This is a genomic window from Streptomyces sp. NBC_00846 (assembly GCF_045207325.1).
Taxonomy (GTDB): Bacteria; Actinomycetota; Actinomycetes; order Streptomycetales; family Streptomycetaceae; genus Streptomyces.
This window is the reverse complement of sequence record NZ_CP108846.1, coordinates 7,980,211-8,000,937: the sequence shown is the minus strand read 5'-3', so window position 1 is coordinate 8,000,937 and position 20,727 is coordinate 7,980,211. Positions and strand designations below refer to the sequence as shown.

The following is a 20,727-nucleotide window of genomic DNA, read 5'->3' as shown; positions in this document are numbered from 1 at the left end:
GGTCTGACGACGGCTCAGATCCAATCGGATCCGATGACGGCTGAAGACAGGGTTTGATGACAGTCCGGGTCCGATGCGCCGACAGAAGCGGGGAAGAGCGTGGCCAATCTGGTCTACAAGCGGGTGTCGACCGACCAGCAGTCGACCGACCGTCAGGACCTCGTCCTCGACGAGGCCGGGATCGACGATCCGGTCGTCTTCGAGGAGGAGCCCGGCACCTCCAGCCGCCTCCACCCGCTTCAGCGGCCGAAGTTCGGCGAGCTGCTCACGTACGCGCGGCCGGGCGACACCGTGCACATCTCCGAGATGTTCCGCCTCGTGCGCGGCACTGGGCACATCCTCGACGTGCTCGACGTCCTGCACCGCGACCGGCTCGCCCTGCGCATCCACGACGGCGCGTTCTCCGCGATGGACCTCACCGCACGCCACCCGCGCACCGGGGAACTGCTGTCCACCGTGAAGTTCATGGTGCAGACCCTCGCCGCCGCCGGCGAACTCCAGCGCGACCTCCAGCGGGAGCTGACCTACGACGGACTGCGGGCCGCCGAGGCCAAGGGCAACAAGGGCGGCCGACGCCCGGTCGTCACGGCGGCGAAGGCCGCCGCGGTGCGCGCCGGGTACCTGGGTGGCCAGTCGATCGCCGGTCTGGCCCGCGACCACCACGTCAGCCGGGGCGCCATCCGTACCGCCGTCGCCGACCTCATGCCCGAGCACACCGTCGTCGACCAGGACGCCCCGGCTCCGGAGCTGCCGGTCGTCCTCGACATGCCGGGCAAGGTCGCGGACTTCCTCCGCGCGGCCGAACTGGAGCCCGCCGAGCGGGCCGCGCTCGACCAGGGCGTGACCGTACGGCGCGGCCAGGGCTACACACTTCGTGTCCCCGCGGCGCCCTCGGTCCACCGCCAACTCCTTGGCCGCTGCCAGCCGCTCGACGCCCTCTCGGCAAACCCGGCCCAGCGCAAGGCCCGCCGCGAGTACGCGAACCGCGTCAACGCCCTCGGGACCGAGACCCCGTAGCAAGCCGTCAGGGCTTCAAAACCAAGGGGCTTCCGACCTGGGAGATGTCGAAGGCCTCCGCCGTTCCGCTGGTCACCGGCACCTTCGGATCGAAGGGCTTCGACCGATCATGGCCTGTCAAAACTTCTGACAGCAACACCGGTTTCCTGGTCCGTTCCTACTCGGACCCCAAGGTCGTCGACTTGGGCGCCACCCCGGAGGGCTGCCGGTCCTGGCGGCGCTGAAGTCGCTGCCGGACCTGATGGGCCGCAAAAAGGTCGGCCCCGGCGAGATAGACACCGACCTGCTGGCCGGGTCGTGGCGCCGCCTGGTGCTGAACGCTCCGGGCCTGGAGCCGGGCACGGTGGACTGGAAGGCGTACGTGTTCTGCGTGCTGGAGCAGTTCCACCGGATGCTGCGCCGGCGCGAGGTGTTCGCGAAGAACTCCTCCAAGTGGGGCGACCCGCGGGCCAAGCTGCTGGCCGGCGACGCCTGGGAGCACACCCGTCCCACCGTGCTGGCGTCGCTCAGCCTGCCCGGGGAGCCGGGCGCGCACCTGGCGGCGCGCGCCCAACTGCTGGACGGCACCTACCGCGAGGTCGCCTCACGGCTGCCGGACAACGCGCAGATCACCTTCGACGACGCGGGGAGGCTGCACTTCGCCGCGCTGGAACCGGAGCCCGAACCGGCCTCGCTGCTGGACCTGCGGGCGGCGGTGAACGCGATGCTGCCGCGCGTGGACCTGCCCGAGGTGCTGTTGGAGGTGTTCTCCTGGACCGGCGCGGACGCCGCGTTCACCTCGGTCACCGGCGGCGAGGCCCGGCTCAAAGACCTGCACGTGACGATCGCCGCGCTGCTGGTCGCGCACGGCTGCAACGTCGGCTACACCCCGGTGATCGGTGGCCTGGACGCGCTGAAGTACGGCCGGCTCTCCCACGTCGACCAGACGTACCTGCGGCTGGCGACCTACCGGGCGGCGAACGCCACGCTGATCGAGCACCAGGCGCCGATCGCGCTCGCGCAAGCGTGGGGCGGCGGGCTGGTCGCCTCGGTCGACGGCATGCGGTTCGTGGTGCCGGTGCCATCGGTGTATGCGCGGCCGAACCCGAAATACTTCGGGCGCCGCGGCGGCGCGACCTGGTTCAACCTGCTCAACGACCAGGCCGCAGGCCTGGGCGGGAAGGTGGTGGCCGGCACCCCGCGCGACTCGCTGTACGTGCTGGACGTACTCTACGACCGCGACGGCGGCAAGCGCCCAGAGATGATCGTCACCGACACCGCTTCGTACAGCGACATCGTCTTTGGCCTCCTGACCTTGGCCGGGTTCACGTACGCGCCGCAACTGGCCGACCTGCCCGACCAGAAGATGTGGCGCATCGACCGCACCGTGGACTACGGCGCGTTCGAGGACGCGGCCCACGGCCGGGTCGACCTGACGCGGATCGAGCGGCACTGGGAGGACATCCTGCGGATCATCGGCTCGATCCACACCGGCGCCGTGCGCGCGTACGACGTGATCCGCATGCTGTCGCGCGACGGCCGCCCGACCCCGCTCGGCGACGCGATCGCGCACTACGGGCGGATCTCCAAGACCCTGCACATCCTGCGGCTGGCCGACGAGCCCGGTTACCGCCGCCAGATCAAGGTACAGGCCAACCTCCAGGAAGGCCGCCACGCACTTGCCCGGAAGATCTTCCACGGCAAGCAGGGCCAGCTCTACCAGCGGTACCAGGACGGCATGGAGGACCAGCTCGGCGCCCTCGGCCTCGTCCTGAACGCCCTGGTCCTGTTCAACACCCGCTACATGGACGCTGCCGTCACCAAGCTGCGCGCGGACGGGTTCGACGTGCGCGACGAAGACGTCGCCCGCCTCTCCCCGTTCGTCCGACACCACGTCAACATGCTCGGCCGCTACTCCTTCAAGCTCCCCGAACTGCCCGGCGGCCTGCGGCCCCTGCGCGCCCCGGACACCACCGACGAGGAGTGAGCTCCCAGCCCGGTGGCCACCATGGCCGAGGCCGTCCCCCGCTGAGGACCGGGGGACGGCCTCGGCGTTTCGTCGGGGCCGACTGTGAACGCCCGCGTGTGCGCCTCGGCAGGGACGGGGCGTGGCGTCGGGGGCGAGCCGCGTCCGGGGATCAGGGCGATGCTGCGTGTCCGCCGGTGCTCTGGGAGGCCCTCCAGCGAGCGTCGATGTCGTCCCAGTAGAACGAGGGGCGGGAGCCGCGCGCTGCGAGGGCGAATGGTTCGCCGCCATCGTCGATGACGGATGTGTATTGCGTTCCGTTCACGGTCCAGTCCAGCACCAGGCGCCACGTGTAATCGGCTTGCGCAGCGGACACGTACAGCCAGAACAGCTCCGGCTCTCCCTGCGTCACAGAGAAGGGAAACGACGGCTCGTTAGAGGGCGTTGGCCAGTGGCTCCGGTCGAGCCGGGGAGAACGCGCGTCGAGGTCGATGCTGAACCACCGCGCCTCGATCGTCCCATCCGCTGTGAAATACCCGTACCCGACGTGTGTCCCCCCGGCAGGTGGTCGAGTGGTGAGTTCGACGACGCGGACGCCGCGCAGGATCACCGCTTGCGGGCCGTCCCCTTCCACGAGGATCGAGATCTTGAGGCTGTCGGCGCGCACAGCCGCATGGGTGGTCGCCCACTCCCGCAGCCCACGACCGGGAAGCGGCGGTGGCTGGTCCGGTCGACTGCCCTCAACAACCCATCTGTTGAGGGCGTACCAGTCTCCGACCTCGACGGAGACCGTGAACGGCTCAGTGGGCGACAGCACAGCCCTTGCACGCGTGATGCCCGTGATGATCCATCCGGTGACCGCGGTCGTCACCGCCGCCAGCAGTACCGCGAGCAGCCACGTGCCAACTGCGCCCACCCAGCCGAACCACATGGCGAGACCCACCAGGACCGCCACAATGAGGGCTGCCGGCACCGCCACCTTCCACACGTGCGCCCTCGACCCGCGCCTCCCAGGCTGTCCGATCACCGAGCATTCCCCCGTCTTCGAAACAAGCAGACCTTCATACGGTTGTAGGGCATCAAACCCCCTTTGGACACGGGAAGTCGGGTATCGAAACAGCCACGGGTGATCGGCTCCGCGCGACTGTCACCGGCTGGGGTCGCCAGCGGCCGTGTCGCTACCGGGGCGGGCGCGGGCCTCCGCTGCACCCTGGAGAACCCGGGTCAGCGACGCGCGTCTCCGGGGGCGAGTAGCGCGGTCAATGCGGCGACGGGTCAGGGCGCGTTTGTCCTCCTCGGTGAGGACGTCTGCCCATTCGGGGGCGGCGAGCATGTCTTGGATCATGAGGGTGTTCACGAAGACGAGCGCGGTTTGCAGGAGATGGAGCGCGAGGACGGAGAGTTCTTGCTGGTCGCGGCGGTTGCTGCTCAGTTCGCCGCTCTTGCCGAAGAAGATGATGTCGTTGGCGCCGTTCCAGCCCTCGACGATGTTGAGGCCCTCCTGGATCTCGCGCTGGAGATCGCGGTCGCGCAGGTAGCGGGCGACGAAGATGGTCTTCTGTGCGCGGCCGACTTCGAGCATCGCCTGGTAGACGGGGTGGGAGGCGGTGCGGGTGAAGCGCCGCAGGATGGCCTCGGTGGAGGCGGGCACCGGGAGTCATACCGCGCTGCGGAATCTCGGTGGAGGTGGCGTGCGGGCGCCGTTACTGTCGGGCGTTATGCGACTCCTTGTACTTGGCGGCACCTCGTTCGTGGGCCGGGCGATCGTGGACGACGCGCTTCGTCAGGGTGCTGAGGTGACCCTGTTCAGCCGGGGCAGAACCGGCGCCGACCTGTTCCCGGGCGTGCCCCGGCTGATCGGGGACCGGGACACCGGGGACTACGCGGCGCTGAGCGACGGCAGCTGGGATGCTGTCGTGGACGTCAGCGGGTATGTTCCGCGTCATGTCGGGCAGGCGATGGAGGAGCTCGGCGACCGGGTCGGCCGGTACCTTTTCATCTCCAGTCAGGCTGTGTATGTGCGGACGGGTGTGGGGCCCAGTTCGGACGAGGACACGCCCCGCCGCCCGCCGGTGCGCGACACCGAGGAGCTCGACGAGGACACCTACGGGCCGTGCAAAGTGGCCTGCGAGGACGACGTGGTGGCCCGGTACGGCTCACGGGCGACGATCGTGCGGCTGGGAAAGGTCGCCGGGCCGCACGACGTGCAGGATGGGCTCACGTACTGGGTTCGCCGGGCCGCGCGCGGCGGCCGGGTGGCCCTGCCAAGCAGCCCCGAACAGCCAGTTCAGGTGGTCGACTCTCGCGACGTGGCCCGCCTCGTGGTGCAGCTTCTGCTGGACGACAGGCCCGGCGCGTTCCACGCCGTCGGTCCGGCTGAACCGACCACGATGGCCGAGCTGATCACCACCTGCGCCCAAGTGGCGGGCAGCCAGGTCGAGGTCGTTCCCGTGCCAGCCGAAGCGGTGTCGCCGTTCTTCCCGCTGACCCGCCCCAAATCGATGTGGCCGACCCAGCAGCGAAGCCCTGCGCGCGCCCGCGCCGCCGGCATGCCCGCAACCCCGTTGGCAGTGACCATCGCTGACGTGCTGGCCTGGGACCGCGAGCGTGGCGAACCGCCGCTCCGGCACGGGTTGTCCCCGACAGAGGAGGCGAAGCTACTCTCCAGAGCCTGACGGTCGACTGGAGAGTCCGCTGAGCGGGGAACCTGTGGGCACCACAGAAGCAACTCCATGGCCAGATGGAAGTCAAGGCCGCGCAGCGGGCTGCGATGACCCGTGTCGAGTGGTCGAGGTCGTACGCGAGATCACTGTCGAGGTGCCCGCGCCGCCGCTGCCCGTCGGCTCCTACACCGAGTGCGAGGTCTGTGTCGGGCGCGGGATGCGCGACCGGTACGGGCAGGTGCAGGCCGCCGCCGAGCGCCTGGTCCTCGTCGACGCCGCGGGGATGGGGCCTGAGGAACATCGACGCCAGATCGTGCGCTAAGCCCGGATCGCCGCTGGTGGGCGCCTGACGGATCATCGACGGCATCACGGCTGGAAGTCTTTCCACAGATAACGCCCTATTATCTGCGGCAGACGGAATCGCCACCTGCGGCAACGTTCTCGGGCCGCTACATGAAGCGGCCCTGTTATCTGCGGCAAGGGGGAAGCGGTGCCCACCGTCCTGCATCTGCCGACCGGGCTTGGCCTGCTCCCACGCCTGACCGGCCAGCAGCTTCGCCCGAGGGTCTCCCCACTTGGAGGAGTTCTTCGCGTACACCTCCTTGCGCCGCAGCATCCGGTGGAACTGCTCCAGCACGCAGAAGGTGTACGCCTTCCAGTCCACCGCCCCCGGCTCCTGGTGCGGGGCGGAGAGCACCAGGCGCCGCCAGGAGCCGGCCAGCAGGTCGGTGTCGATCTCGGCGGGGCCCACCTTCTTGCGGCCCATCAGGTCGGGCAGCGACCTCAACGCCTTCAGGACCGGTAGCCCCTCCGGGGTCGCGCCGAAGTCCACCACCTCCACCAGCAGCTTCAGGAACGGCCGCACGGTGCCGAACCGGGTGACCAGCATCGCCCGCCACGCCTCGTCCGCGTCCGAGTCCAGCGGCGGCGTCAGCTCGAACAGCGCCGCGATCGCGGCGGCCAGCTCCCCGCGCGGGATCACCGCCTCGATCTGCTCCCACATCGCGTCCAGCGTGGCCACCCTCGGCGCCCTGACCTCCCCGGTGTCGGTGTCGACCTGCTCGGAGGTGGTGTCGAACACGACCTGGAAGGCGGTGGCCAGCTTCGCGCCGGCCCGCTCGACCTTCGGCAGGGTCTTCAGCTTCTCCTTCGCCGTGTCCCGCTCCGCGCGGGCCAGCAGCTTGGTGGCGACCAGCACCTCCAGCAGGTCCAGGGCGTCATCGACCGCCCTCGTCGTCAGGTACACCGCAGTGGACAGCAGCGTGGCCAGGCGCCGGGAATCGCCGTGCCGCCGCAGCAACGTCGCCTTGCCGTCCACGCCGTACCGGGACAGCTCCGCCAGCCGCCGGGGCGGAATCCCGGACACGTCCAGCTCGCCCATCCCCAGGTCGGCGATCTCCCGCGCCCGCTCCAGCGACCACTTCATCTGCGGCCCCGACACCCGCACCGGACCGCGCCGCAGCCGGTCCAGCTCCGAGACCCGCTGACCGGACGGCACGACCAGCAGCGAGTCCAGCACCGCCCGCTGACCGGTGTTCAGCAGCCCGTACAAGGTGTCCCACAGCCGCTGGTTAGCTGCTTCCCGCACCGACGCCACCAGCCGGGCCAGCGTCGTCACCCCCGGCAGCAGCACCCTCCGCTCCCGCAGCCACCCCACCGCCGCGTCGAACAGCGCCTTCGGCCCGTCCCCGGTCGTCCAGGCCCGCGCGTCCAGCCACTTCGCCAGCTCGTCCCGGACCTCGGCGAAGTCCCGCCAGCCGCCGTCCTGCTGGATCTCCCCGGCGTGCGAGCGAGCCGTCCCGTCGCGCTCGCCGTACTCCTGCAGCACTGAGGCGTCGGTGATCCCCAACTGCTCAGCCAGGTACTCGGTCACGTCCGCCGGCACCTGCCGCGGGTCGGGCATGAACCGTCCCAGGAACCGCACGCTCGTCAGTTGGACCGCGAACCCCAATCGGTTGTGCGCCCGCCGCTTCGCCTGAACCTTCTCCCGGTCCGCGTCGTCCAGGAAGAAGAACCGCTCCAGCTCCGCCCGCGCCGGCGTCCCGTAGAACGCCCCATACCGGGCTGCCTGCACATCCGTCAGAAACTCGACCGCCATCACGGCCCTCCGAAGATCGACAACATCGACCCGCGAAGGTTCCGCCGCACGATCCGCGCTGGTCAACGGCCTCCCGAGACCAGCCAGGGCTTAGCGCACGATCTGGCGTGGATGTTCCTCAGGCCCCAGACCCGGGTCACCCCGGCCTCGGCGAGGGAGTCCAGCTGTGCGTCGAGGGACTGCCTCGCGAGGCACGGCAGTATCCGAGGCGTACGTGCCCGACCGGCTCGACGCCCCCGTTCACCGGCCGGGGCAGCTCGGTCCAGACCGAGCCCGGCTTGCGCACGGCGGGGGTCGGCACGCTGAGGGCCTTGGCGAGTTGGGGCACGAGGCGGAAGCGGGCGGTGTGGTACTGGATGGCAGCCGTGTTTCACGAGCGACCGCCTATGAAACACCGACCGCGCAGACTGGCACGGCCGGTCGCCCGGATGAGGCCTAGCTGGTGCTTCAGTTGGCACTTGAGTACTTCAGATGAGGTGCTTGGCGAGACAGATCCGGTGAGCTTTGCCGCAGGGCGGCATCACTGCGGGTGCTGCCGCCCTGATGCCAGACAGCATCGACGTCCGCACCTCACCGGGCACCGGATGCAGCCTCTGCGGCCCACTCCTTGGTGAATGCGGCCAGGCCCCCGTCCGCCGGCGCCCGGTCTCCGGACTGCCCCGAGCCGCCGCACTGCCCGATCAGCGCTGCGGCCCGAGCAGGCCGACCGTCAGGATTCCTCGCCCTGCGCAGGGCGGGTGAACGCTCCGGCGGCGGCGGCCAGAGTTGCTGTGGTGGCGGCGTGACCGGGCAACTGTGGATCAGGAGCGGTCCGCAGGAGTACTAGCTGGTGGTAGAGCGGTGCGGTGGCGGCGATCAGCAGACGCCGGGCGTCCGTGTGCGGCGGGAGTTCACCGCGTTCGATGGCGCGCTCGACGAGGGCCTCGCAGCGCGTGTACCGGTCCTCCCACAGCTGCTGCTGGGCGTGGGCGGCTTGCGGGGAACGGAACGAGGCTGCCATCAGGGCTTCGGGGATCGACGGTTGTGCGACCAAGGACTCCTGGATCTCGTCGTTGAGGGCTGCCAGATCGCCGCGCAGGGAGCCGGTGTTCGGGGGCTGCCAGTCGTCCTCGCCGGCGGAGTCGAGGACATCGGCGAGCAAGCCACCGACGTCTTGCCAGCGCCGGTAGACCGTGGCGCGGTGCACGCCGGCGCGGGCCGCCACGCCCTCCATCGTGAGCCCCTCGTAACCGTGTTCACCGAGTTCGGCGCGCACCGCGTCGAGTACTTGGGCGCGAATACGGGCGGTGCGGCCGCCCGGTCGGCGGCCGGGCGGTGCGGTGGGACGGGCAGGTTCCGGCGGGTTGTCCGGTGGGTCTGTCATCGGGAATCCGGTTGCTCGGCGGGGCCAGGTCATGACAGCATCTTAAAGTAACAGTTGTCGCACTAGTGGAGTTGCCGATGCTCTTCCGAAGCGTTCTTCCGGCCTTGCGGTCCCAGGCGACCGTTCCGTCCCCGACAGCTTCGGAGTTGCTCGTATGCCCACACAGATCACCGCGCTCGCAGTCAGCAAGTCGTTCGACGGCAGGCCCGTTCTCGACTCGGTGAGCTGCTCGCTCGCGAAGGGTGAGTGCACCGGGATCGTCGGCGAGAACGGGTCCGGCAAGACCACCCTGCTGCGGCTGCTCGCCAAGCGGGAGCGCCCCGACCAGGGGGAGATCATCCTGCAGGCCGACGGTGGCGTCGGGTACCTCGCCCAAGACGGGGGCCTGCCAGCGGATGTGACGGCTCAGCAGGTCATCGATCGGGCACTGGGCGATCTTCGTGCGATCGAAGCGCGGATGCGCCGCCTGGAGGCAGCGATGGCCGACGGTGACGAGTCGGCGCTCGACGCGTACGGCGAGGCCGTCTCGGCCTTCGAGCTGCGCGGCGGCTACGACGCCGATGCCCGGCTGGAACGCGCCCTGCACGGCCTCGGCCTGAGGCAGGTGGGCCGTGACTCGACCATGGGCAGCCTCTCCGGCGGCGAACAGGTCCGGCTGCGTCTGGCGGCGGTGCTGGCAGCTGCCCCGGAGGTGCTGCTGCTGGACGAGCCGACCAACCATCTGGACGAGGCCGCCCTGGTATGGCTGGAGGAGCACCTGCACAGTCGGCGGGGCACCACAGTGGTTGTTTCCCACGATCGGGGCTTCCTCGAACACGTCGCTACAAGCCTGCTGGAGGTGGACGGGGACCGACGCAGCGTCGTCCGGTACGGCAACGGCTACGCCGGCTACCTCGCGGAGAAGGCGGCGGCGCGGCGGCGCGGGGTCCAGCGCCACGACAGGTGGCGTGCCGAAGTCGACCGGGTGCGCGACTCGGCTTCGGGTACCGCCCGCCGGGTGGCCCCCGGCCGGGCGATGAAGGACGGCAACAAACTGGCCTACAACCAGGCTGGCGCCCGTGTGCAGCAGTCCCTGGCCAGCCGCGTCCGCAATGCCGAGGAACGGCTGCGCCGCCTGCTGGCCGACCCGGTACCGGCCCCGCCGGAGCCTTTGAACTTCTCGCCTGTGCTGCGCGCCGGACAGTTGCACGGCGCCGTGCTCGACGCCGTCGGGGTCGCCGTCGCGGGCAGACTCGACCCGATCGATCTGACAGTCCGGGCGGGCGATCGCCTGCTGGTCACGGGCGAGAACGGCGCGGGCAAGAGCACCCTGCTGCGCGTCCTGGCCGGCGACCTGGCCCCCGGCCGCGGACACGTCAACAGGCGCGGCCGGATCGGGTACCTCCCGCAGGACCCGGACCCCGGTTCGGCGGACGAGACCCTCCTGGCCGCCTACGCCCGTGGGCGGGCGGGGGAAGCCGACGACCACGCCGAACGGCTTCTGGCCCTCGGGCTGTTCGACCGGTCCCGGCTGGCGGTGCCGGTCACGCGGCTCTCCACCGGCCAGCGGCAGCGGCTCGCCCTGGCGCGGTTGGTCAGCCGGCCTGCGGACATCCTGTTGCTCGACGAGCCCACCAACCACCTGTCTCCAGCCCTTGCCGAGGAACTGGAGACCGCCTTGGCCGATTTCGCCGGCACCGTCGTCCTCGTCAGCCACGACCGGTTGCTTCGGCGGCGCTGGAGAGGAACCCACCTGACTCTGCACACCGCACGAGTGCCTGCGATCAGAGGCTGAGGGTTCCTGCCCGACCCCTACACCCCTTCCAGAGAGGAATCGACTCACGATGCCGACTGCTCCCGCCGACCCCACCGTCCTGCACCCGATGCCCGAACAGCAGCGGGTGGCGCTGCTCAAGCCGCTGGTGAAGTCCCCGCTGATCGAAGTCGGCGAGTACTCCTACTACGACGACCCAAACGACCCGACTGCGTTCGAGACGCGCAACGTCCTCTACCACTACGGCCCCGAGAGACTCGTCATCGGTAAATTCTGCGCGCTGGGCACCGGAACACGGTTCATCATGAACGGCGCCAACCACCGTATGGACGGCCCCTCGACCTTCCCCTTCCCCACCATGGGCGGCTCCTGGGCCGACCACTTCGACCTGCTCACCAACCTGCCCAGCCGGGGCGACACCGTCGTCGGCAACGACGTCTGGTTCGGCCACAGCGCGACGGTCATGCCCGGCGTTCGGATCGGCCATGGCGCGATCATCGCCTCCGGCGCCGTGGTCACAGGCGACGTACCCGACTACGGCATCGTCGGCGGCAACCCTGCCCGGCTCATCCGCACCCGCTACGACGCCGAGGACGTCGCCCGCCTCCTCGCCGTCGCCTGGTGGGACTGGCCCGCGGAGCACATCACCGAGCACGTACGGACGATCATGTCGGGATCGGTCGCCGAGCTGGCGGCAGCCGCCCCGTGCACTCGTCATCCGTGACACCGGATGCACCTCGATCCCACCCATGCCCACCCCGCACCCGAAACGAGTGATCGCCCATGTCCCGTCGCCGTGCCCACATCGCGATGGTCGGCATCCCCGCCGTCAGCCACGTCCTGCCCAGCCTAGAGATCATTCGCGAGCTGGTGGCCCGCGGCCACCGGGTCACCTACGCCAACGACCCAGCCGTGGCCGACCGCATCGCGGACACCGGCGCCGAACTGGTGCCCTGCACCTCCGTGCTGCCGGTTGCCGACAACAACTGGCCCGACGACCCCATCGCCGCGGCGAACCTTTTCCTCGACGACGCCATCCAGGCACTCCCTCAGCTGCGCGCCGTCTACGACCACGACCCGGCGGACCTGTACCTGTACGACATCGGCGCCTACGCCGCGCGCGCCCTCGCCGAATCACAGGGCCGGCCCCTCATGCAGCTGTCCCCGACGTTCGTGGCCTGGGACGGCTATGAAGAGGAGATCGCGGCGCACCTGCGGAAGTTGCCGGGTGCCGACGCGTACCGGGCGAGGTTCGCACACTGGCTCGCCGACTGCGGGGCGACCACCACGGAAGTGGACGCCTTCTCCGGTCCTCCCGCACAGGCCCTGGCCCTGATCTCTCGGGCGATGCAGCCATACGCCGACAAGGTCGACACCGACTCGGTGACCTTTGTCGGGCCCTGCTTCGACGCACGTGCGGACTCGGACAGCTGGACACGGCCTACGGACGCGGAGAACGTACTGTTGATCTCCCTGGGCTCGGCGTACACGCGCCAACCGGAGTTCTACCGCCAGTGCGTCGCGGCGTACGGAAACCTGCCCGGCTGGCACATCGTGCTCCAGATCGGCAAGTACACCAACCCGCACGAAATCGGCGACATCCCACCCAACGTCGAGGTGCATTCCTGGGTCCCGCAGAGGGCGATCTTGGAGCAGGCGGACGCCTTCGTCACCCACGCCGGAATGGGCGGCTGCGGCGAAGGACTCCTTGCGGGCGTCCCGATGATCGCCGTGCCGCAGGGCGCCGAACAGTTCATGAACGCCGACCGGCTCGTGGAGCTGGGCGTTGCCCGCCGCATCGACACCCCGGACGCTACTGCCAAGACACTGAGAGCGGCCCTGAACGAATTGGTCACCGACACGGAAGTCGCCCGCCGATCGGAACAGTTGCGCGCCGACGCCCGGGCCGAGGGCGGCACTCCGCGCGCCGCCAACCTCATTGAGAACATGCTGGCCATCGCTGACGGACCGGCGGGCTGACTGGCGCTGTAGCTGCAAGCAGGGGCCGACTGCTGTTCTACAGCCCGGCTCCGGGGTCGTCCGTGTCCACGGTCCGCAGCGGCCGGTGGCCCCGGTCGTCGAGCTGGGCGAGTTCGCGCTCGTAGTCGACGGTGATCGAGCCGTAGTAGTTGACCACCGAGCTACGGGCCGGGGAAATGTACCTCGGAGTCCACCTCGCGGCCGGCAGTACGGAGTTCATCGACGGCCAGGCCCATGTACTCGGTGTGCCAGCAGACCACGCTGTTGGTCACGACGGTCAGGCACCACGCCTGCTCGTTCTGCTGCTCGGGCTGGCGCCGGGCGACCTTGCCCTCGCGGGCGTCGTGGAGCTGGCGGCGCAGGGCGTGCAGGGACTCGCCCTTGTTCAGCTGCCGGGCGATCTTGCGCCGGTAGCTCTCGTCCGACAGGTACTTCGCCGCGTAGATCGTTCTGCGGATCGCCCCGTACTCCTTCAACGCGGCGGCCAGCGCGTTCTGCCGGGAGGACGCGGACAGCTTGCCGACGATCAGGGATGCGGTGGCGTGCCCGTACTTCAGCGAGCCCGCCAGACGCAGCAGGTCGTCCCAGTGATCGGCGACCAGGTCCAGGTTGGCCTTCTTGGTCAGCAGCGGCCCGGCGGTCGGGAAGCGTTCCTCGTAGTCGGTCTTCGCGCCCATCCGGTACAGGGTGATCTTGCCCAGGTCTCGGATGCGGGGCGAGAGCTGCTTTCCGACCAGGTCGAAGAGCCCGAAGTTGACCAGGGTCACGCCGTGCGTATCGGTCGCGTGCTCGCTGATCGGCAGGTCGGTGGCGTTGCCCAGGATCTCGTCCAGCACGTAGTGGGCCTCGCGGTGCGTGGCCACAATGACCTTCGTGCCGAAGGTGGAGTGCTGGTCGGAGACGTGGGTGTAGGTGGAGATGAAGTTCCCCCTCTGAACTGGACAGCCTGATACTGGGACGGATCGGTCCCGGAGGAAGCAGTCCAGGTTGAGTGGCAAGAGCAACATGAGCAAGCGGTACACGTCGGAGTTCAAGCGGGACGCGGTGGCACTGGTCCGGTCGTCAGGGCGGAATGTCACCGAGGTCGCCCGGGAACTCGGTGTGAGTCCGGAGGGGCTTCGCGGCTGGGTGAAGCAGGCGAAGGCCGACCGCGGCGAGGGGGCGCCCGGCGCGCTGACCACGGCGGAGAAGGAAGAGCTCCAGCGGCTGCGCAGGGAGAACCGGGAACAGCAGCAGACGATCGAGATCTTGAAAAAAGCAGCGGCCTTCTTCGCGAAGGAGACGATGAAGTAGGCACTCTGTGCCGTTTCATCGACGCGGAGAAGGCCGCCGAGGCCAACCCCGACGGCTACAGCGTGGCTTTGCTGTGCCGCGTCACGGGGATCAACCGCTCCACCTACTACTCCTGGCTGGCGGCCCGGCCGGCAGCGGCCGAACGGCAGTGTGCCGAGGATGAGTTGACCGAGGAGATCCGCGAGATCCACGCCTCCTCACGGGGTGCCTACGGTGCCCCGCGCGTGCACGCCGCGCTGCGGCGCAAGGGCCATGCGATCAACCGGAAGAAGGTCGAGCGGATCATGCGCGAGCGCGACATCCGCGGCGTCACCCGCCGCAGACGCCGCCACCTGACGCAGCAGGACACCAAGGCCGCACCGGCTCCGGACCTGGTTGGCCGCGACTTCACCGCTACCCGGTCCGGCACGAAGCTCGTCGGCGACATCACCTATCTGCCGACGATCGAGGGCTGGTGGTATCTCGCGACCGTCATGGACCTGGCGACGCGCGAGGTGATCGGGTACGCGATGGCCGAACACCACCGTGCCGAGCTGGTCACCGACGCGCTGCGGATGGCCGCCGGCCGCGGCGACCTTCAGGGCGGCTGCATCATGCACACCGACCGCGGAAGCGAATACACGAGTGGCGAATTCCGCCGCGAGCTGCGGGAGTTGAACCTGAGACAGAGCATGGGACGAACCGGCATATGCTACGATAACGCCGCAGCCGAGAGCTTCTTCGGTCTACTGAAAGCGGAGATCGGCACCGCCGTCTGGGAGAGCCGTGAGGCGGCCCGCGCCGACGTCTTCCGCTTCATCGAGGTCGAGTACAACCGCACCAGGCTCCGCAAGCACCCCGAGTTCGGGTACCTCACCCCACTCGAAACCCGAGCCAGGCTGCAGCACGAATTTACCCCCGCAGCGTAAACAACCGCTGTCCAAGATCAAGGGGGAACTTCAGTTGTCGCAACACCGGCTTCTTGAGTCAAGAGTAGGTGTTCGTTGAGGGCTTCAGCGGGTGTCTTCCATCCGAGGGTTTTGCGGGGGCGGCTGTTGAGGGCGAGTGCAACGGCTGCGAGGTCGTCTGTCTGCCATCGGGACAGGTCCGTGCCCTTCGGAAAGTACTGCCGCAGCAACCCGTTCGTATTCTCGTTCGTGCCGCGTTGCCACGGGCTGTGCGGGTCCGCGAAGTAGATCTCGAGGCCGGTGTCGACGCGGAGCCGGGCATGCTGCGCCAGTTCTTTGCCGCGGTCCCAGGTCAACGAGCGACGCAGCTGCTCGGGCAGCGTGGTGATCGTGGAGGCGATCGCGTCCCTGACGGCCTCGGCACCCAGACCGGCCAGCGCCGGCCCGTTCTTCACCCTCGGCTCGGTGCCAAAGCCTTCCATCCGGGGCAGGTGCAGCAGCATGGTAAACCGGGTCGTGCGCTCGACCAGAGTGCCGATCGCGGACTTGCCGGTGCCGATGATGAGGTCGCCTTCCCAGTGTCCCGGGACTGCACGGTCCTCGGCCTCGGCCGGTCGTTGGCTGATCATCACCTCGGGGGTGACGTGCCCGTTCGCCCGCCGTCGGGCTCGGGCGCGGGGAACCCGCAGCGCACGCCCGGTACGCAGACAGCCGACCAGCTCACGCTTGAGGGCTCCGCGTCCTTGGATGTAAAGCGCCTGGTAGATCGCCTCGTGCGAGATGCGCATGGACTCATCATCGGGGAAATCCGTCCTGAGCCGGCCCGCGATCTGCTCGGGACTCCAGGCCGTCGCCCACCGCCGGTCCTGACGGCGGGGCTTGTTCCGTCCCTTCCACCGTGGCGTCTTCGGCCCGGTGACCTGTGTTCCGTCCGGACGGCGTACGTCCCCGGCGAGCCGGTTCTGCACATACTCACGCAGCTGTTCATCGGCCACGAGCTTCGGCGTCTTCGGACGCCGTGCCGCCAGTTCCGCCTTCCACTGGGCGATCGAGGGCCGGTAGGCGAGCTGCCCGCCGCGGGTGGCCGCGTTGCGTCGCAGCTCCCGCGAGATGGTCGACGGATCCCTGCCCAGGCGGCGTGCGATCTCGCGGACTCCCAGGCCCTGGGCGTTGAGCAGCGCGATTTCTTCGCGTTCCGTGAAGGACAGGTATCTGCCCGAGGGCGTGCTGAGCTGGATCGACGGCATGCCGCCACGTTCACGGAACCAGCGGGACCCCACCACTGGGGATACGCCGCACGTGACCGCCGCCGCCTCGCTGGTCATCCCCTCGGCGATCTTCATCCAGAAAGCCCGCTCCACCTCCCGACGGATTGGGGGCCGCCCCGGCGACCGCATTGCCGGACGCCCCGTCAGCCGTGTGGCCCATCCCGCTGGCCGGCCCATCCAACACCTCCAGGGTCGAGGTGTTGCGACGATCAGTTGAATCCACCTTGGCTCAAGCGGGCCGAGACCGACGAAGGCACCGTGCCCGGGACCACCAGCACCGAGGCCGCCCGGATCGCGGAGCTGGAGCGGGAGGTGAAGGAACTGCGGCGGGCGAACGCGATACTACTACGCCGCCCACAACCGCCCACCGTCGGCCCGCAACCGGCGCGATGCGGAGCTCACCGAACAGATACACCGCATCCACGCCGACAACTACGGTGTCTACGGGGCCCGCAAAGTCCATGCCGCCCTCCTGCGCGAGGGGTTCGAGGTGGCCCGCTGCACGGTTGAACGCCTCATGCGGCAGGCCGGGCTCCGCGGGGTGATCCGGGCCAAGAGCCCGCGCACCACCCGCCCTGCCCCCGAGACCGGTTGAGTCGGCCTGAAGCGCGGTTCCGGTGTTGCCACCGGCCCGTTTCTCCAGGCCGCTCTCCGAACCCGGCGTACCCGTCTCCGAGTACCGGGCTCTCCACAGTTCCTCTCGTCGGACTGGTTGTCAGGCTGTGGGCCAGGGGCTGGGGATCGTGTCGCCCCGGTAGCGGTACCGGGTGATCGCCGGTGTCCGCGCCAGGTTGATCAGTTCGACCCCGTCCGCGGTGATCGGCAGCCATGACCCGTGAGGGCCAAGGAGCCGGCTGCGGACGTCCTTCCAAGACCAGCGGTGCATTGTCTTGAGCCACATGATCACGCGATGCCAGAGGAAGGCCCCGAGCATGCGGAACGTGTGCTTCGCGACGGCATGCCGGAAGTAGTTGGCCCAGCCGCGCATGATCTGGTTGAGCCGGATCAGCACTTCCCTGGGGTCAGCCTGTGACGTCCTGCGGGTCAGGGCACGGATCTTGTCCTTCACCGAGCGGACGGGCCGCGCGGCGATGAACGCGTAGACGTACCACTTGTTACTTCCCCGTTTGCGGCGCCGCCGGATGCGGAACCCGAGGAAGTCGAACCCGTCCTCTATGTGCGCGATTCGGGTCTTGGCTGGTGACAGCCTCAACCCCAAAGGTTCGAGCACGGAGGCTACTTCGCCCTGGAGGGCCGCCGCATCCTCGGCAGAGCCATGCACCATGATCGCGAAATCGTCCGCGTAGCGGACAATTCGCCAGTTGGGCAGGCCATGCCGACGACGCTTGCGACGCGGGTACTGGCCATCCATCCGCCCGCCGGGCAGCCAGTCGCGGTGCAGGTGCTCGTCGAGCGCCGACAACGCGACGTTGAAGATCAGCGGGGAGAGGATGCCGCCCTGCGGGGTGCCGGTGTGGGTGTCCCTTCGCTGGCCGTCCTCATTGAGGATGCCTGCCTTGAGGAACGCCTTGACCAGCGCCAAGACACGCTTGTCCTTGACCCGTTTCCGCACGGCGCCCATAACGGCGCGATGGGAGACGTTGTCGAAGGCCGCTTCGATGTCGGCGTCCAGCACCCAGTGATATCCCTTGGAGCCGAAACGCTGGATCTCCGCGATCGCGTCCTGAGCCCGCCGTTTGGGCCGGAACCCATAGGAGACCGGCAGGAAGTCGGCCTCGAAGATGGGTTCCAGCACCAGCTTCAGCGCGGCCTGAACGGTCCGGTCCGCCACCGTGGGAATACCGAGGCTGCGAACCTTTCCCGACCCGCCCGGCTTGGGGATCTTGCGCTCCCTCACCGGCAGGGGCCGGAACGCGCCGGACTTCACGTCCGAGCGCAGACCGTCCAGGAACCCGGGTGCTCCAATATCCCGCTCGACGTCGGTGACGGCCACACCGTCCACGCCGGCGGTTCGGGCTCCCTGGTTGCCCGCGACCCGGTCGAACGCCACGATGAGCGTCGCCGGGTCATGAACGAAATTGAACAGGTCGTCAAACCGGCGGCCGGGGTCGGCCACCGCCCAACGGTGAAGCTTGGCCTGCATCTCCAGTACCCGGCCGAAGGGCCCCGCTGAGGGATCTCCTTCCGGAGCGCCGCCGTTCGGCGGCGCGTCTTCTGGCATTACAGCATCCTTCCCTTCATGGAACTACTGCCGCCCTTCCCCTTGCTCCGGGCTCTCCCCGGCTCTGAGTACTACGGCGGCTCCGCCCCCTCCCGCACCGGTCGACCGACGGTGGGTCCAGCCTCGAACTCCGCGCTGGCGGCGCGGACTCGTGACGGATGCGGGAGGGTTCCCGTGTTCACTGCTGACCGTTCGTCGCAGGAGGTGCCCGACTCTGTCCCGGCGGCATCGCCACGGTTACGCCGCAGGCATTCACCGTGGCCTCCCGGGCCTGCATCTACAGACCTGCCCGAGAGTTCCCCGCTCCCGTACTGCGGAAGCGGTTGCGCACCGCCATCCGGCCCAGATCCGCCAGGTTCGAGCCGGTGACTCATTACGGGACGTAAACGCCGGTTCCTCTCGTACACCTCTGCGTCTCGCTCGCCGGACCCGACCCATCTGGCAGTGCTGGACCGTCCCGGCTTTGTCACGGCTGCTCTCGCCCTTGCCGACGCCTCTCGGTTCAGGCTGCCGTCAGCTACGCTCGCCCCGCTGCGACGGGGCTCGCGGTGCAGGTCTTCCACCTCCACTCGGTCAAGCAGCGCTTTGCACGGCGCACGAAGATTTCAAGTCCAGTGAGACGGTCGTGACGCTATGAGATCTGTGGTGCGGGCTCTCTACGCTTGGCCGGGTCGTTGATCCAGGCTGTCTGGGGTATTACGGGTGGTCGGGGGCGGCGGCCGAAGCGTTCGGGGTGGCGTTCGTATGCCTCGGCGAGGGTGACCGCGCGCTGGTCGCGGACCTCCTCGGCGGTCCCGAAGTGGACGGAGGCGGGCGTGTGCCAGCCGATGCCCGAGTGCCGGTGCTCGTGGTTGTAGTACGTGAGGAAGGCGTCGAACCACTCGCGGGCGTGGGCGAGCGAGTCGAACCTTTCCGGGAAGTCCGACATGTACTTCGTGGTCTTGAACTGGGCCTCGCTGTAAGGGTTGTCGTTGGAGACCTTCGGTCTCGAGTGCGAGCGTGTCACGCCCAGATCGATGAGCAGCTGGGAGACCTTCTTGGAAGTCATCGAGGTGCCGCGGTCAGCGTGCACGGTCTCGGGCACGATGCCGTTGCGGGTGATGGTCTCGCGGATCAGCTCCTCGGCCCGCCCGGCGGACTCGGCCCGCTCGACGGTGTGGCCGACGATGTACCGGCTGAAGATGTCGATGATGACGTAGGCGTGATACCAGACACCCTTCTCGGGACCGGCCACCTTGGTGATGTCCCAGGTGAACACCTGCGACGGGCCGATGGCGACCAGTTCGGGCACCGTCCTGGCCGGATGGGTCGCCTGGCGGCGGCGCTCGCCGGTCTGGCCCTGCTCCCGCAGGATCCGGTACATCGTGGAGACGGAGCAGTGGTAGCGCCCGGCATCCAGCTCGCGGGCCCAGATCTGTGCGGGCGACAGTTCGGCGTATTCGTTGCTGTTCATCAACTCCAGTACCGCAGCCCGTTCTTCGGCCGTGAGCGACGAGGGCTGCACCTGCTGCTTGCGGGGCCCGCGCGGTGATGGGGGCCGCAGCCGTCGGTAGTGGGTGGCCCGCGACCGGCCGGTCAGCCGGCAGGCGGCCGTGATGCCCAGCTCACCCTCGACACCGGTGAACGCCCCGTCCACCGCCGGGTCGGCGGCAGGGCTCAGTCCGCGCTCTCGGAGATCATTTCTAAGAGCGCGGAAGCTTTTCCCATGACTTCCAGTGCGGCCTTGTTCCGGGCCAGTTCCTTCTCCAGCCGTTCCACCTGGCGGCGCAGCTTCTCGTTCTCCGTCTCAGCGGCCGACTTCTTCGGCCTCGCCGGGCTGGTGCGCTTGTCGACCAGCTTCTCCAGGGCCCCGGCATCCCGCGCGGTCCGCCACTCCTTGACGTGGGAGTGGTACAGCCGTTCCCGGCGCAGGATCGCGCCCTTCTCGTTCTTGGGCGCGGCGTCGTACTCGGCCACAATCCGCAGCTTGTACTCCGGGCTGAACGTGCGGCGCTTCGGCCAGGTAGCCGGGTCGGACCCGGCGGGCTTGGTGCTGGTCATGAGGGGGTGGTTCTCCTGTCGCGCCCTCTCAGGCTAACCCGCCGAAGCGGAACGTCTCACCCAAGGCTGACAGAGAGGGGGCCGTCCCAGCCCCAGAAGGGTTCTCCGTCGGTGCAGGTCACCTTCAATGCCTGCGCCGCGCGTTCGTGCTGGGCGCGCATGCGCTGTTCGTCGGCTGGGTCGGAGGGGGCGAGTACACCGGGGTCTCCCGCAAGTGGATTGAGGTTCGAGGGGGGTG

The 20,727-nt window shown here is 69.0% G+C and carries 15 protein-coding genes and 3 pseudogenes; 9 read left to right on the top strand and 9 right to left on the bottom strand.

Annotated elements, in window-relative coordinates; genetic code table 11:
• Nucleotides 1–99 precede the first annotated feature (99 nt).
• Nucleotides 100–1,017 carry a recombinase family protein gene (locus tag OG936_RS36905; protein WP_406500105.1) on the top strand — a complete coding sequence of 306 codons (918 nt, stop codon included), beginning with the start codon at nt 100–102 and terminating at the stop codon, nt 1,015–1,017.
• 173 nt (nt 1,018–1,190) lie between these two features.
• Nucleotides 1,191–2,983, top strand: a pseudogene (locus tag OG936_RS36900) (Tn3 family transposase); the annotation flags it as partial.
• 151 nt (nt 2,984–3,134) lie between these two features.
• Here OG936_RS36900 and OG936_RS36895 read toward each other — a convergent pair.
• Both OG936_RS36895 and OG936_RS36890 read right to left on the bottom strand, forming a co-directional pair.
• On the bottom strand, nt 3,135–3,935 hold the full coding sequence (locus OG936_RS36895) for a hypothetical protein (protein ID WP_406500104.1): 801 nt from the start codon (nt 3,933–3,935) through the stop codon (nt 3,135–3,137).
• Nucleotides 3,936–4,109: 174 nt separating this feature from the next.
• Nucleotides 4,110–4,613 (bottom strand): Tn3 family transposase, encoded by a 504-nt coding sequence (locus OG936_RS36890; RefSeq protein ID WP_406500103.1) that lies wholly within the window; start codon nt 4,611–4,613, stop codon nt 4,110–4,112.
• On the opposite strand from OG936_RS36890, the gene OG936_RS36885 reads away from it, so the two are divergent.
• On the top strand, nt 4,591–5,637 hold the full coding sequence (locus OG936_RS36885; RefSeq protein ID WP_406500102.1) for an NAD-dependent epimerase/dehydratase family protein: 1,047 nt from the start codon (nt 4,591–4,593) through the stop codon (nt 5,635–5,637). The two genes, OG936_RS36890 and OG936_RS36885, sit on opposite strands and share 23 nt — an antisense overlap.
• A gap of 505 nt (nt 5,638–6,142) precedes the next feature.
• Here the strand turns inward: OG936_RS36885 and OG936_RS36880 are convergent.
• Together OG936_RS36880 and OG936_RS36875 are read right to left on the bottom strand one after the other, a co-directional pair.
• Nucleotides 6,143–7,723: pseudogene (locus tag OG936_RS36880) on the bottom strand (DUF4158 domain-containing protein); the annotation flags it as partial.
• 709 nt (nt 7,724–8,432) lie between these two features.
• Nucleotides 8,433–9,086, bottom strand: coding sequence for a TetR/AcrR family transcriptional regulator (locus OG936_RS36875; protein ID WP_406500101.1), 654 nt, complete (start codon nt 9,084–9,086; stop codon nt 8,433–8,435).
• A gap of 154 nt (nt 9,087–9,240) precedes the next feature.
• Between OG936_RS36875 and abc-f the strand changes: the two genes are divergently transcribed.
• From abc-f to OG936_RS36860, 3 genes are read left to right on the top strand one after another with little or no spacing between them, the layout of a single operon-like run.
• On the top strand, nt 9,241–10,860 hold the full coding sequence (gene abc-f, locus OG936_RS36870; RefSeq protein ID WP_406500100.1) for a ribosomal protection-like ABC-F family protein: 1,620 nt from the start codon (nt 9,241–9,243) through the stop codon (nt 10,858–10,860).
• Between the two features lie 49 nt (nt 10,861–10,909).
• The gene (locus tag OG936_RS36865; protein WP_406500099.1) at nt 10,910–11,563 is read left to right on the top strand and encodes a CatB-related O-acetyltransferase; all 654 of its coding nucleotides are present in this window, start codon (nt 10,910–10,912) and stop codon (nt 11,561–11,563) included.
• A 59-nt stretch (nt 11,564–11,622) separates the two neighbouring features.
• Nucleotides 11,623–12,819, top strand: a complete 1,197-nt coding sequence (locus tag OG936_RS36860; protein ID WP_406500098.1) for a macrolide family glycosyltransferase — start codon at nt 11,623–11,625, stop codon at nt 12,817–12,819.
• A gap of 161 nt (nt 12,820–12,980) precedes the next feature.
• Here OG936_RS36860 and OG936_RS36855 read toward each other — a convergent pair whose 3' ends face one another.
• Entirely contained in the window at nt 12,981–13,826 is an 846-nt protein-coding gene (locus tag OG936_RS36855) for a Tn3 family transposase (RefSeq protein WP_406500097.1), read from the bottom strand.
• Here OG936_RS36855 and OG936_RS36850 point away from each other — a divergent pair.
• Nucleotides 13,825–14,112, top strand: a complete 288-nt coding sequence (locus tag OG936_RS36850; protein ID WP_327349750.1) for a transposase — start codon at nt 13,825–13,827, stop codon at nt 14,110–14,112. The genes OG936_RS36855 and OG936_RS36850 overlap by 2 nt on opposite strands.
• Before the next feature lie 5 nt (nt 14,113–14,117).
• A complete protein-coding gene (locus OG936_RS36845) occupies nt 14,118–15,020 on the top strand; it encodes an IS3 family transposase (protein WP_331746374.1) in 903 nt (300 codons plus the stop codon).
• A 17-nt stretch (nt 15,021–15,037) separates the two neighbouring features.
• Here OG936_RS36845 and OG936_RS36840 read toward each other — a convergent pair whose 3' ends face one another.
• Complete coding sequence (locus tag OG936_RS36840; protein WP_406500096.1) at nt 15,038–16,444, bottom strand: IS30 family transposase; 1,407 nt, start codon at nt 16,442–16,444, stop codon at nt 15,038–15,040.
• Nucleotides 16,445–16,664: 220 nt separating this feature from the next.
• Here OG936_RS36840 and OG936_RS36835 point away from each other — a divergent pair.
• Nucleotides 16,665–16,862: pseudogene (locus OG936_RS36835) on the top strand (IS3 family transposase); the annotation flags it as partial.
• A 120-nt stretch (nt 16,863–16,982) separates the two neighbouring features.
• Here OG936_RS36835 and ltrA read toward each other — a convergent pair.
• The 3 genes from ltrA to OG936_RS36820 form a co-directional block, all read right to left on the bottom strand.
• Nucleotides 16,983–18,449 carry a group II intron reverse transcriptase/maturase gene (gene ltrA / locus OG936_RS36830; protein ID WP_406491680.1) on the bottom strand — a complete coding sequence of 489 codons (1,467 nt, stop codon included), beginning with the start codon at nt 18,447–18,449 and terminating at the stop codon, nt 16,983–16,985.
• 631 nt (nt 18,450–19,080) lie between these two features.
• The gene (locus tag OG936_RS36825) at nt 19,081–20,085 is read right to left on the bottom strand and encodes an IS3 family transposase (RefSeq protein WP_406500095.1); all 1,005 of its coding nucleotides are present in this window, start codon (nt 20,083–20,085) and stop codon (nt 19,081–19,083) included.
• 20 nt (nt 20,086–20,105) lie between these two features.
• Nucleotides 20,106–20,489, bottom strand: a complete 384-nt coding sequence (locus OG936_RS36820) for a hypothetical protein (protein ID WP_406500094.1) — start codon at nt 20,487–20,489, stop codon at nt 20,106–20,108.
• Nucleotides 20,490–20,727 lie beyond the last annotated feature (238 nt).

Coding starts and splice junctions, on each gene's coding strand:
- OG936_RS36840 (WP_406500096.1), bottom strand. CDS start 16,444: ATGGGCCGGCCAGCGGGATGGGCCACACGGCTGACGGGGCGTCCGGCA.
- OG936_RS36885 (WP_406500102.1), top strand. CDS start 4,591: ATGGCCTCGGTGGAGGCGGGCACCGGGAGTCATACCGCGCTGCGGAAT.
- OG936_RS36875 (WP_406500101.1), bottom strand. CDS start 9,086: ATGACAGACCCACCGGACAACCCGCCGGAACCTGCCCGTCCCACCGCA.
- OG936_RS36855 (WP_406500097.1), bottom strand. CDS start 13,826: ATGTTGCTCTTGCCACTCAACCTGGACTGCTTCCTCCGGGACCGATCC.
- OG936_RS36850 (WP_327349750.1), top strand. CDS start 13,825: ATGAGCAAGCGGTACACGTCGGAGTTCAAGCGGGACGCGGTGGCACTG.
- abc-f (WP_406500100.1), top strand. CDS start 9,241: ATGCCCACACAGATCACCGCGCTCGCAGTCAGCAAGTCGTTCGACGGC.
- ltrA (WP_406491680.1), bottom strand. CDS start 18,449: ATGCCAGAAGACGCGCCGCCGAACGGCGGCGCTCCGGAAGGAGATCCC.
- OG936_RS36865 (WP_406500099.1), top strand. CDS start 10,910: ATGCCGACTGCTCCCGCCGACCCCACCGTCCTGCACCCGATGCCCGAA.
- OG936_RS36820 (WP_406500094.1), bottom strand. CDS start 20,489: ATGACCAGCACCAAGCCCGCCGGGTCCGACCCGGCTACCTGGCCGAAG.
- OG936_RS36860 (WP_406500098.1), top strand. CDS start 11,623: ATGTCCCGTCGCCGTGCCCACATCGCGATGGTCGGCATCCCCGCCGTC.